Origin of the sequence: Parasphingorhabdus sp. (assembly GCF_039939955.1) — a bacterium.
Lineage (GTDB): Bacteria > Pseudomonadota > Alphaproteobacteria > Sphingomonadales > Sphingomonadaceae > Parasphingorhabdus.
Genome location: NZ_JBDVHS010000005.1, coordinates 101,410 through 113,928 on the forward strand (window position 1 = coordinate 101,410; position 12,519 = coordinate 113,928).

12 protein-coding genes are annotated in these 12,519 nt (G+C 54.6%); 8 read left to right on the plus strand and 4 right to left on the minus strand.

What is annotated here, in order from left to right; all coding sequences use genetic code 11:
* Nucleotides 1-92 precede the first annotated feature (92 nt).
* Complete coding sequence (locus tag ABJG22_RS05765) at nt 93-446, minus strand: DUF2282 domain-containing protein (protein ID WP_348019301.1); 354 nt, start codon at nt 444-446, stop codon at nt 93-95.
* Nucleotides 447-600: 154 nt separating this feature from the next.
* On the opposite strand from ABJG22_RS05765, the gene tgt reads away from it, so the two are divergent.
* The 7 genes from tgt to xth all read left to right on the plus strand — a co-directional run bounded on the left by tgt (nt 601) and on the right by xth (nt 7,752).
* Entirely contained in the window at nt 601-1,728 is a 1,128-nt protein-coding gene (tgt, locus tag ABJG22_RS05770) for a tRNA guanosine(34) transglycosylase Tgt (protein ID WP_348019302.1), read from the plus strand.
* The gene (locus ABJG22_RS05775) at nt 1,725-4,451 is read left to right on the plus strand and encodes a bifunctional [glutamine synthetase] adenylyltransferase/[glutamine synthetase]-adenylyl-L-tyrosine phosphorylase (RefSeq protein WP_348019303.1); all 2,727 of its coding nucleotides are present in this window, start codon (nt 1,725-1,727) and stop codon (nt 4,449-4,451) included. The genes tgt and ABJG22_RS05775 overlap by 4 nt, the downstream gene beginning before the upstream one ends.
* Nucleotides 4,448-4,909, plus strand: coding sequence for a peroxiredoxin (locus tag ABJG22_RS05780; protein ID WP_348019304.1), 462 nt, complete (start codon nt 4,448-4,450; stop codon nt 4,907-4,909). Before ABJG22_RS05775 ends, ABJG22_RS05780 begins: the two co-directional genes overlap by 4 nt.
* A 10-nt stretch (nt 4,910-4,919) precedes the next feature.
* Nucleotides 4,920-5,717, plus strand: a complete 798-nt coding sequence (locus ABJG22_RS05785; RefSeq protein ID WP_348019305.1) for a ferritin-like domain-containing protein — start codon at nt 4,920-4,922, stop codon at nt 5,715-5,717.
* A gap of 182 nt (nt 5,718-5,899) precedes the next feature.
* The gene (locus ABJG22_RS05790; RefSeq protein ID WP_348019306.1) at nt 5,900-6,520 is read left to right on the plus strand and encodes a M23 family metallopeptidase; all 621 of its coding nucleotides are present in this window, start codon (nt 5,900-5,902) and stop codon (nt 6,518-6,520) included.
* 92 nt (nt 6,521-6,612) lie between these two features.
* Nucleotides 6,613-6,963, plus strand: a complete 351-nt coding sequence (erpA, locus tag ABJG22_RS05795; RefSeq protein ID WP_348019307.1) for an iron-sulfur cluster insertion protein ErpA — start codon at nt 6,613-6,615, stop codon at nt 6,961-6,963.
* A complete protein-coding gene (gene xth, locus ABJG22_RS05800) occupies nt 6,964-7,752 on the plus strand; it encodes an exodeoxyribonuclease III (protein ID WP_348019308.1) in 789 nt (262 codons plus the stop codon).
* Nucleotides 7,753-7,779: 27 nt separating this feature from the next.
* On the opposite strand, the gene ABJG22_RS05805 is transcribed toward xth, so the two are convergent.
* Nucleotides 7,780-8,946, minus strand: coding sequence for an N-acetyltransferase (locus tag ABJG22_RS05805; protein ID WP_348019309.1), 1,167 nt, complete (start codon nt 8,944-8,946; stop codon nt 7,780-7,782).
* 143 nt (nt 8,947-9,089) lie between these two features.
* Here ABJG22_RS05805 and ABJG22_RS05810 point away from each other — a divergent pair, with 143 nt between their 5' ends.
* Nucleotides 9,090-10,190 (plus strand): fatty acid desaturase, encoded by a 1,101-nt coding sequence (locus tag ABJG22_RS05810; protein WP_348019310.1) that lies wholly within the window; start codon nt 9,090-9,092, stop codon nt 10,188-10,190.
* A gap of 5 nt (nt 10,191-10,195) precedes the next feature.
* Here ABJG22_RS05810 and lptG read toward each other — a convergent pair whose 3' ends face one another.
* A complete protein-coding gene (gene lptG / locus ABJG22_RS05815; RefSeq protein ID WP_348019311.1) occupies nt 10,196-11,284 on the minus strand; it encodes an LPS export ABC transporter permease LptG in 1,089 nt (362 codons plus the stop codon).
* Between the two features lie 6 nt (nt 11,285-11,290).
* Complete coding sequence (gene lptF / locus ABJG22_RS05820; RefSeq protein ID WP_348020306.1) at nt 11,291-12,496, minus strand: LPS export ABC transporter permease LptF; 1,206 nt, start codon at nt 12,494-12,496, stop codon at nt 11,291-11,293.
* Nucleotides 12,497-12,519: the final 23 nt, after the last annotated feature.

Here is a 12,519-nt window from a genome sequence, read left to right on the forward strand (position 1 = left end):
GTCCCTTTAGGTGGCGATTAACCGCCTGCCATGTGAAATAAAAAAGGGCGGTTCGCGAGAACCGCCCTTTTTTAAATTCTAATGTTGGCCGTTTAGCCTTCGACAGCTGCTGGTGCGACTGGCGGGTCATTGTCAGCGACTTCGGTGAGCGATCCGCCGATCGATTCGCAGTCACCCGCATCGGTATATTTCCAAGCATTGCCCTGATAATCGACCATTGAAGTGCCTGCACAGCTAGTGCCTTCGCCTGCGGCGCAATCATTTTCGCCCGCTTTGGCGATGCCGAAGCATTTTTCTTTTTCTGCTGCTACGACTTCTGTCGCTTCGCCGCTTGATGCTTCAGCATTTTCGCTGGCTGCTTCATTGGCGCCGCCGGAACAGGCGGAAAGAGCGGCAGCCGCGATCAATGCGGTGGCTGCTGAACCAAGTTTCGTTGCTTTTGTCATAAAATACTCCCGATTTAGGTCTTTGAGAATCTGTTTCCATCCTGCACAGATGTCGAAATATTCGGACAGGACAAGCCAGTGGTTACACCAACAACAGAAAAACACAAAATTGAGCCCGTAAAATCTGCTTTCGAAGCGGAGGCCGGCCATTTTCATGGCTGATCGCTTTTCCTTCTCGATTGCCGCCACCGACGGCAAGGCGCGCACCGGCAAGATCAGCATGTTGCGTGGGGATATTCGCACGCCTGCTTTCATGCCGGTAGGAACCGCGGCTACGGTCAAGGCGATGAAGCCAGATTCGGTGCGCGCGACCGGCGCTGATATCATTCTTGGCAATACCTATCATCTGATGCTGCGCCCCGGAGCGGAGCGGGTGGCGCGGCTTGGTGGCCTGCACAAGTTCATGAACTGGGATCGCCCGATCCTGACCGATAGCGGCGGTTATCAAGTGATGAGCCTTTCGGACCTCACCAAGCTGACCGAAGATGGGGTTGAATTCCAGAGTCATCTGGACGGCTCCCGGCATATGCTGACCCCGGAACGATCGATGGAAATCCAGAGATTGCTGGGTAGTGATATCGTCATGGCTTTTGATGAGTGTACCAAGAATGGCGCGACGCGGGACGAAGCATTGGCCTCTATGGAGCGTTCGATGCGCTGGGCGAAACGTTCGCGGGATGGTTTCGACAGCGGCGAAGACCATGCAGCGAGAGCGGCTCTATTCGGTATTCAGCAAGGGTCTTTAGACAAGGAAATCCGCGCCGCCTCGGCGGAGGCGCTGATTGACATCGGTTTTGATGGCTATGCAATTGGTGGTTTGGCCGTAGGCGAAGGACAGGAGGCGATGTTTGACGTGCTCGATTATGCGCCGGGGCAATTGCCCGCCGACAAGCCCCGCTATCTTATGGGCGTTGGTAAGCCGGATGATCTTGTCGGTGCTGTCGAGCGGGGCGTGGATATGTTCGATTGCGTACTGCCGAGCCGGTCTGGCCGCAATGGGCAGGCCTTCACGGCTCAGGGCGCACTGAATATCCGCAACGCCAAATTTGCCGAAGATCTCGCGCCGCTTGACGAAAATTGTAAATGCTCGGTCTGTGCGAACTATAGCCGCGCCTATCTGCACCATCTCATTCGGGCGAAGGAGATATTGGGCGCGATGCTGATGACCGAGCATAATATTGCTTATTATCAATCGCTGATGGCTGGCATGCGCGATGCGATTGCGGCTGGCACGTTCTCCGATTTCGCTAGCAAATTCCGTGCGGGCTATTTGCGCGCATGATCGCTGGGTTGCCCGAGAAAACCAGTTTGCAAAATGCGCTTGAGCGCGCCCGGGACAACGCACCTTTTCTTGCTATGGCGATGCAGGTGCAGCCGGAGCTGACAGATCTTCTGGCTGCAGAAAATTTCGAAGCGGCGATGGAATATAGCCGTCGTGCTGGCGACGGTGCGGAGAGCGTGCGACAAAAATTGCGGCAGGAAAAACGCGCGCTGGCTCTAACGCTGGCCATTGGCGACCTGGCCGGGCGGCTGCCCCTGACCGATGTCATCACACAGCTATCCGATTTTGCCGATCGGGCGCTGGATGAAGCGCTCGCCGATATATATGCGGCCCGCTATCCCGATGCGGCCTTGGAGGGCTTTTCGATCATCGGGCTGGGCAAACATGGCAGCCGGGAACTCAACTATTCTTCGGATATCGATCCGATCTTCATCTATGATCCGGATAAAATCCCTGTGCGCGGGCGGGAGGAGCCCAGCGATGCGGCGCGGCGGATCGGCCAGCAACTGGTCGAAGCGCTCAACAGCCGCGACGCCGATGGCTATGTTTTCCGGGTTGATATGCGGTTGCGGCCATCGCCGGAGGTGAGTCCCGTGGCGTTGCCGATGGAGGCCGCGATCAGCTATTATGAATCAAGCGCTCTGGCGTGGGAGCAGGCAGCCTTCATCCGCTCGCGGGCGGCTGCGGGTGATCAGCAGCTCGGGCAGGATTTTCTCGAAACAATCAATCCGTTTATCTGGCGCCGTTCGCTGGATTACGGGGCGATCAAGAATATCGGTTCGGTCTCGACGCAAATTCGGGATCATTATGCCGCAGGGCAGATATTCGGACCGGGTTTTGATCTGAAACGCGGGCGTGGCGGCATCAGAGAGGCGGAATTTTATGCCCAGATGCACCAGTTGATTTTTGGTGGCAGGCAACCGGATTTGCGCGTGCCTGCGACACGGGATGCTCTCGCTGCTTTGGCCGCCGCTGGCCGGATTGATGCGGACAAGGCAAGAGTGCTGGGCGAAGCATATGAAGTCTACCGGATCGTCGAACATCGGTTGCAGATGGTCAATGATCAACAAACCCATAGTCTGCCGGATGAAGAAGCGGCTTTTGACCGGGTAGCGCGGCTGCACGGATTGGAAACCGGTCAGCAAATGCTCGATCTGCTTGCGCCGCATGTTGATGCGGTTGGCAAGATTTATGATGACTTGATCGAACCCGAGGACAGCGCGCTGCTGCCAGCAGATGAGGATAAGCTGGGTGCGCTCTTGGCGAGCAAAAACCTCTCGGAAGCTGATGCCTATCTTCAGGCTATCAAGCGTTGGCGGAGCGGCAAGGTGACGGCATTGCGGTCGGCTGCGGCGCAGGAGTCTTTTGAAGCAATCTTACCGGACTTGGTTGATGCGATTTCGGCAGCACCCAATCCGTCACAGGCGCTGGCACGGCTGGATAGTTTGATCGAGAAGCTGCCGACGGCGATCAATTTTTTCCGGATTTTGGAAGCCCGGCCCGGCCTGCTCGATTTACTGGGGAAGATTTTGAGCCATGCGCCGGTGCTGGCTGATGCGTTGGCGCAGCGCGCGGAACTGTTCGACGGTTTGATTGATGCGACGGCTTTGGACCTGCCACCGTCCGTCGAGGTGCTGGCCCAACAATTCGCCCGTACGGAGCCCGGTGATGACTATCAGATATTGCTGGACCGCGTGCGTGCCCGGGTTGGTGAAAAACGCTTTGCTTTAGGAGTCCAACTGATCGAAGGCCGCCATGATGCTCTGGATATATCAGCCGGCTATGCACGGGTGGCAGAGGCGGCGATCCAAGTGTTGGCCGATGCGACTATCGCCGAGTTTCAGGAAACGCACGGGAAGGTTGCTGGCGGCGAGCTGTTAATTCTTGCGCTCGGTCGGCTGGGTGGAGAGGCGTTGACCGATGCTTCGGATCTCGATTTGGTCTTTCTTTTTACCGGCGACCATAGCGCCGATTCCGATGGCCAACGGTCTTTGGGCGCTACCCAATATTTCAACCGTTTGACGGCACGGATTGTGACGGCGCTGTCGGTGCCAACCGCCGCTGGTCCACTTTATGAAGTGGACACCAGATTGCGCCCTTCCGGAACGCAAGGTCCGCTCGCCGTCACCCTGGAAAGCTTCTATAAATATCAACGAGACAGCGCCTGGACGTGGGAACATATGGCTTTGACACGCGCGCGTCCGGTTTATGGTGATAAAAACGCTCGTTCAGAACTGCAGAACGAGATTTACGAGATTCTGCGCAAGGATCGCGAACCGGAGGCTTTACGCAAGGCCGTCCGGAAAATGCGACTGGACATTGTCGAGCATAAACCGCCCAAAGGACCGCTTGATACCAAGATGATGGAAGGCGGGTTGGTCGATTGGGAATTTATCGTCCATTTTCTGCAGTTGAAGACCGGCGCGGCCCTGTCGCCGCAATTGGGCACAGCGGTCCGGGCTCTGGCGGCTGCCGGTCATCTTGGCGAAGATATGGTGACTGCGCATGAGCTTATGACACGCTTGCTGGTCGCTTTACGCTTGATGTCGCCGGATTGTGATTTTCCACCCGAGACCAGTCGCGGGTTGATTGCAAGAGCCGCGGGTCAAGAAAGCTGGAATGCGCTTTTGGATGGCTATGATCAGGCACGGCAATGCGTTATTGACGAGTGGAACAGGCACTTGCGGCCGGACCCCGATGAAATATTAGGAGACATAAATTGATCGATGTAGGCGATAAAATTCCGGACATGGAACTGGTAGCACCCGACGGTAGCCTGGTGAAAATCTCCGACTATGCCGGTAAAAAGCTGGTTTTGTTTTTCTATCCCAAAGCCAGCACCCCGGGATGTACGACCGAATCAAAAGATTTCTCGGCGCTTTTGCCGGAATTTGCGAAAGCTGGTGCCGCCATATTGGGCATGTCCGCCGATTCGCCGAAAAGGCAGCAGAATTTCATCAACAAACAGGAACTGACCGTCGATATAGCATCTGACGAAAGCACGGATTTCCTCAAGAAAATCGGTGTTTGGGCGGAAAAGAAAATGTACGGCAAGACCTATATGGGTATCATTCGCTCGACCTTTCTGATCGGTCCAGATGGCACGATTATCCAGGCCTGGCCGAAAGTGAAGGTCAAGGGCCATGCAGAAGAGGTCCTGGCAGCGGTACAAGCGGCTTAGACTTTTTGAAATGACCGAACGATCCGAAGTGGGCACCGCAGTTTTGCGCGTGTTGCAAACCGCCGATCCAGCTTCCAAGGTGATGGCGGCCCGTCAGGCTGCCCGGGAATGGCGTCTAGGCAAGCTGTCTCATGAGTTCAGCGACATGATGCCGGATATGCCAGCGCGTCCCGAGCAACCGGCGCTCTTGCGCCCGCGCGATATGCCGCGACGCGGAACGGGGACTTCTGTGCCCCGACGGATCGCGCTGATACACGCTCTTGCCCATATTGAATTTGTCGCCATTGATCTCGCCTTCGATATGATCGGCCGGTTCGGCAGTGAATTCCCGCGGGCGTTCACTGATGACTGGATGCGTGTCGGTGCGGAAGAATCGATGCATTTTGCTTTGCTTGACCGGCGATTGCGCGAGCAGGATAGCTTTTACGGCGCGCTTCCGGCGCATGATGGTCTTTGGGACACGGCGAAGGATACGGCCCATGATGCGTCGGCGCGTCTGGCCATTGTTCCGATGGTACTCGAGGCCCGCGGGCTGGATGTTACCTTGGAGACGGTGGAGCGTTTCAAGCAGCAGGGCGATCATCTGACAGCGAAAGTGTTAAACCGAATCTATAATGATGAAATCCGGCATGTTTCCTATGGAACAAAATGGTTCGAATATGCCTGCAGGCGTAACAATCAACCGCCATATGATCATTGGAAACAGCTTGTGAAAACCCACTTTAAGGGCGGGTTAAAGCCTCCTTTCAACGACTCAGCGCGCCAAGCTGCCGGTTTAACTCAAGATTATTATCTTTGTGTTGAATAATTAACCAATATGATTTTACACCCGTAAATGATTATCGGGCCAGAGTGCCTGACATAGAATAATTTCCATGGAAATCATGGGTCGCAAATATAAGGTTCGATCATTTTATGACCGAAAACATAGTAGTTTTGTTTCAAAAGTCTGTGCGTAAGATCACAGCAATCGCTTTTCTAGGATCAGCAATGCTGTTTTCTACCGCTGCATCAGCCGAAGAGGCTGAAGAAGCGAGTGTTCCGGTTGACGTTTTGAAAAGCGGGGCAGCAGACAGCGCTCTTGGTGAAGCGGACCCGGCATTCAAATTGATTTTTGAAAATTGGAGCGGTCAAGGCAAGGCCAAGACGGTGAAACATACCATTCCGTCTGGAAAGCCGGTTAAAAATTTCACGCTGACCAGTTCTTATGGTTTCCGTTCGGATCCCTTTAAGGGCCGTCGTGCCCGTCATAAGGGCATTGATATGGCTGGGCCAATTGGCACACCAATTTATGCGACCGCCGATGGCATTGTTGGCCGGGCGCAGTGGGTGCGGGGCTATGGCAAATATATCGAAATCAACCACGGCAATGAAATTCAGACTCGCTTCGGTCATATGTCTCGACTCAATGTTGAAGCAAATGCGCGTGTTAAGCGTGGTGATCTAATCGGTTTCATGGGTTCGACCGGTCGTTCGACGGGTAGCCATCTTCACTATGAAGTACGAATTTCCGGGAAAGCGGTTAATCCGGTGCCATTCATGCAATCCAATGATTTTCTGATCGCGCAGAAGCTGAATTCCAGCGTTGCATTGGGCGGTCCAGCCGAATAAGATTGAATTTAACACCTTTGGGAGAGGGTGCAAGAAGGAGCGGTTCGAGCTTAAGGCTTGCCGCTCCTTTTTATTCTCCCTATCTTAAGGTCATGAACGAAGTGCTCGCAACCACCGAACAGGATATCATCCTCACGCCCAATGCCGCAAAACGCGTGGCCGCCATTGCTGAAAAGCAAGGCAAGACCGCCATTTTGAGGTTGGCCGTTGAAGGCGGAGGATGTTCCGGTTTCCAATATCGTTTCGGCCTAGCCGATGGCATTGAGGCGGATGATATCGCGGTTGAAGAATCGGGTGTTACCTTGGTGGTGGATGAAATCAGTCTCGATCTGGTGCGCGGAAGTGCGGTTGATTTTGTCGAGTCTCTTGGCGGTAGCGCCTTTCAAGTTACCAATCCCAACGCTGCATCGGGTTGCGGCTGCGGCTCTAGTTTCTCTGTCTAAGTGAAAATAGCCAGCTTCAATATCAACGGTATCAGAGCGCGCCTGCCGCGCTTGCTGGAGTGGCTCGAAGAGACCAAGCCGGATGTTGCCTGCCTGCAGGAAATCAAGACGCAGGATGAAGGTTTCCCTGCCGAAAAATTCGAAGAAATCGGCTATGGTGCAATCTGGCATGGCCAGAAGAGCTTCAATGGCGTTGCTATTCTGGCGCGGGATCAAGTGCCGGAAGAGGTCAAGCGCGGCCTGGATGGCGAGCCGGAAGATGAGCATAGCCGCTATTTAGAGGCGAATATCAAAGCGAAGGATGGCTCGAAGGTCCGGGTCTCCAGCATTTATCTGCCCAATGGCAATCCGCACCCAGGCCCCAAATTTGATTTTAAGCTGCGCTGGATGAAGCGCCTGCGTAATCGTGCCGCTGAGATATGGGCAGAAGAAGTGCCGGCGGTGCTGGCCGGCGACTATAATGTCATCCCCCGGGATAATGATGTTTTTTCGGTCAAGGCGATGCAGAATGACGCGCTGATGCAACCGGAAAGCCGTGCGGGCTATCAGCGTATGTTAAATGACGGTTGGACCGATGCCTTGGGTGTGGCCCATCCTGAGGGCAATTTGTGGACCTATTGGGACTATCGTAGTGGTGGTTGGCAGCGCGATCAGGGATTCCGTATTGATCATCTGTTGCTCAGCCCTCTGGCGGCAGATCGCTTCCATAGCTGCGGCGTGGATAAAGAACATCGTGGCCGTGAAAAGGCCAGCGATCATACGCCTGCTTGGATAGAGCTGGATATCTGACCGGCGCGGAACCGGTTTCTGCCGGCGCTATGTGGTGAGCGGTTTCTCATAAATCAGATATTCGTGGTTCATTTTCGCTTCAATCGCCTTGGCAATCGCGACCATCCCTTGATTATCCTCTAATATCCAACCGAGCTCGGCGCGTTTAGTGCCAAAATCGCGCGTCGCGTCGCGGCGAATATATTCGATCATCATAAACGCCATCTGGCTCGCCAGTCGGCTGTTCTGTAGCTCTTTCTTGACGCCCATCAGCGGTACGCGCATCGACTCGGATTTTGGGAATTTTAGCCACCATAATAGTTTCGCCCAACCGAAGGGCCATAGCGAACCCTTCATCGGTTTGATCCGTTCGTTCATATCGGGAAGGGTCATCATGAATGCGACCGGCTCTCCGTCCAGTTCGGCAATCCGGATCAAATCTTCGTGAACTATCGGCTTCAGGCTTTCGCCAGCATGTTCAATTTCGTGATCGGTCATCGGGACAAATCCCCAATTGTCCGACCAGGCATCATTGAGGATATTCAAGATGATTTCCGCATCTCGATCGAAAAATTTCTTGTCGACCCGCCGGATATTCAGTCTTTTGTTGCGCTCCCCCGATGCGATGATCCGGTTGATCAGGTCATTGAAGCCATCGACGACCGGCAGGTCATAGCTTTTCAGGCGCTTTGCTACGCTATAGTCGAGATTTTCGATCCAGCCTTGGTAGCTTGCATTGTGATGGCCCATCATGATCATCGGGCTTTGGTCGTGACCCTGTGTCAGAAGGCCTGGTTCTTCCCAGACCGACATGCTTAGCGGTGCCAGCACACGGGTCATGCCTTGATCCTTCAGCCAAGCCTCGGCGGCGTGGATCAAAGCGTGCATCACGGCTTCTTCGCTGGCTTCCATCAAGCCCCAATTGCCGGTTCCGGGACCCATGCCTTGCTCTATTGGCTGTTCCAGCGCCAGTTCATCGATATGCGCGCTAATCCGTCCGACCACCTTGCCCTGTCTTATGGCCAGAAAAAACTGCACCCGTGCATGTTCGAAAAACGGATTTTTTTCCGGCGTAATTATCTTGACAAATTCGGACCTTAGCGGTGGAACCCAATGTGGGTCATCGGCATTAAGTGTGTAGCCAATGTCGACAAACTGTTTGGTTTGGGCCTTGGTAGTAACAGGCTGTATGCTTATATCCTGACTGGCCACCATATTTTGTCCTTCTATATTTGCGGCTGGCTGTGGCGTTAATCGCGGCGCATTGTCAAGGGCAGGCGCGTGATTGCGGTCTTGCCCTTGCCATGATGTCGCCACGATATGTTGCTCTAGGCGGCCCAACCACTATGTAGGTGTTTATGAGCTCGACAACCATCTCTACCAAAAATGCATCGGGAACGGTGGCAGATTCACGCGGCAATGTATCGTCGGCGCCCGTTGGCGAAGATAATGAACTGATCCGCGCTGCTGCAAAGGCTACGCGCGATCTGAACACGCCCAAACCGGCCATTTATTGGGCCGATTTCTTGGCGTCGGTGGCCGTCGGCTATGGATCGCTTGCCGGTGCCATGTTCAGCCAATCTATGGGTCTCACCATTTTTCTCGGGTTAATAGCCGCTCTGGCTCTCTATCGAGCCGGTAGCTTCATTCACGAGTTAACCCATGTACGCCGCAACGCACTGCCCGGTTTTCATTTTGTCTGGAATGCCTTGTTTGGCATCCCCATGCTGATCCCATCCTTCATGTATGAGGGCATCCACAGCATTCATCACCGAACCAAAAAATATGGCACGGTCGAAGATCCGGAATATCTGCCGTTGGCTTTGATGAAACCTTGGTCCATTCCCTTGTTCGTTGTTGTTGCGGCGCTGGCGCCGATTGCGCTGTTCTTCCGCTATGCCATTTTGTCGCCGCTGTCCGCGATTATTCCGCCGCTGCGCCGCGTTGTGGTGGAGCGCTATTCCGGTTTGATCATCAATCCTGAATTTCGCAGAAAACCGCCGGAAGGCGACCTTAAACGTCGTTGGCTGGCCTGCGAGATCGGGGCGAGCATATGGGCCATTGGCCTGTTGGCGATGGTCGCAACGGGCATCATTCCGACGCGCGCTTTTCTAATCTATCTCGCGGTGTTGTCGGCCAGTGTTGTATTGAACCAGATCCGGACCCTGGTGGCACACCTATGGGAAAATGACGGCCAAGAGATGAGCGTGACCGCGCAATATCTCGACAGTGTCAATGTACCGCCCCCCGCGACACTGCCTGCTTTGTGGGCCCCGGTGGGGCTGCGCTATCATGCGCTGCACCATCTTTTGCCGGGCGTTCCCTATCATAGCCTCGGTGAAGCGCATCGGCGTCTCGCAGCAGAGTTGCCCGACGGTTCCAACTTCTATCGGGCGGATCATGATAGTCTCTGGACTTTGATCAAAGGGCTTGTGCGCGGCAGCGCCGGTCGAAACTAGGGGCGCTATTCTTCGGTCCGGACGAGCACGGTTTCGCCAATCAAGAAGAATAGAAGGAAAGGGGCCCAGGCTGCCAATATTGGTGGATAAGCACCGATATTGCCCATTGCGAGCGCGAAATTATCGGCAACGAAATAGGCAAAGCCTAGCGCCATGCCGAGCACCGCCCGAATGAACAATTGCCCCGACCGGGCCAAACCGAAAGCAGCGACAGCGCCTAGCAAGGGCATCAGGATCGAGGACATCGGGCCGGATATCTTGTGCCACCAGCCCGCCTTGAGGCTCATCGTTGGACGCCCGGCATGTTCCAGCTCATCAATGGCGCTGCTCAAGGCGAAGATCGACAGGCTGTCTGCTTTGACATTGCTCAGGGTGAATTGATCCGGCCGGATGGAATCGCCGATCAACATCTCCGCTGTCTTTCCTTCGCTTCCGGTGCTCACATCGAAGCCGGTGACATCGGTTAGCAACCAACCGGTATCGGTGAACCGCGCTTCATTCCCTTGCAGCAGGCTTTTCAGACCATTTTCCGTGCGCTCGTAGATCGTGATGTCGCGCAATATCACATTCTCGCCACGGCCGTTCACGGTACCTGCGTTGATCAGATTGTCGCCATCCTTGACCCAGACGTTGGTGCGTATGTTGCTCTCTGCCGGTATGGGGCCGAATTCGACCTTCTCCCATTGCGACAGACGGGCGGTTGAGGGGGCGACCAGTGTTTCATTGAATATGAAGGATAGCAAAGCAACGCCCATGCTGGTGACGATCAATGGTGCCAGAATCTGATGAGCGGAGAGCCCGCCTGCTTTCATCGAGACGACTTCGCTGTTCTGGTTCAATGTGGCCAGCGTGATAATCGTTCCCAGCAAGACCGAAAATGGTAAAAACCGGGCTATAAGCTGCGGTGCTCGCAACGAAACATAGGTCCAAAGTTCCGCTTCCCCATTGCCCTCATAGGCCAGGATTTTGCCGCTCTCGCCGAGCAGGTCTAGCGCTTGCAATACCAGGACCAGCAGCGCCAGCACCGCTAGCGTGCGGACGATGAACATTTTTGCCATGTAAATGGCAAGTGTGCGGGAAGGGAAGAAATTCATATCCGCCTATTCCTTCATCAACGCACGTTTGCGATTGAAATTGAGCAAGCCTTTGAAGACGCCACCGAATTTGGAAAATGCTTTTTCAAGCGCACCGATTGGCTGGCCGCCCGGAACATGGGCGGCAACATGGTACATCCATATGATCAGGGCCGCAAACAGACAGAAGGGCAGCCACAAAGCAATGATCGGGTCAACGAGGCCCAGTGTCCCCACATCCTCGCCATATTCGTTGACCTTGTGATAGGTCACGATCATTACGATGGACAGAAAGACCCCCAGAGCAGAGCTGGAGCGTTTCGGCGGGACCGCCAGCGCGACCGCGAGCAGCGGCATCAGCAGCATCATGACCACTTCGACCATACGAAAGTGAAAATTGGCACGGCTTTCATTGCGTTCGGCTACGGGCCGTTTTTCATCCAGACCGACCCGGACAAGCTCCGGTATCGTATATTCCAGATCCTTGCCGCCCCGTGATCGGAAGGTTTCAATGTCCGGTAAATCAATGGGTAAATCATGATTGCTGAAGCTCAAGATGCGCGGTTTTTCGTAATTGGGCGCATCATGGACCAGAACGCCATCGGTCAGGCGCATGATGATTGTGTCCGGATCGTCGGTTGCCAGAAATTGGCCGTTTTTCGCGGTTACCGATACGGTCTGACCTTTGTTGCTTTCGGCGCGGACGAAGATGCCGCTCAAATTGGTGCCATTGTCGCGACTTTCTTCGATCCGCAGGGTCATTCGTTTGCCCAGATTGGTGAATTCCCCAACTTTGATCGAGGCGCCAAGGGCACCGGACCGCAGTTCGAAGCGCAGTTCTTCATAATAGTAACGGGACAAGGGTTGGATGAACCCGACCAGCGCTAGGTTGACTAGCATCAGTGCCACTGCGAAAATATAGGGCACGCGGAGTAGGCGGCCGTAGCCCTGTCCGACCGCGCGAAAGACATCCAGTTCGGAACTGAGCGCAAGTTTGCGAAATGCCAGCAATATGCCGAGTAGCAGGCCTATTGGTATGCCCAGCGAGAGATATTCGGGAATCAGATTGGCTAGCATCCGCCAAACCACGCTGACCGGACCACCTTCTGCCGCGACAAAATCAAACAGGCGGAGCATTTTCTCCAACACCAGCAGCATGGCCGCAATCACCAATGTGCTGAACAGGGGCAGTGCGATCAATTTTGCTAAATAACGGTCGGTGGAAGTCAGCAGTTTCAACTTGTTGTCGCCCTATC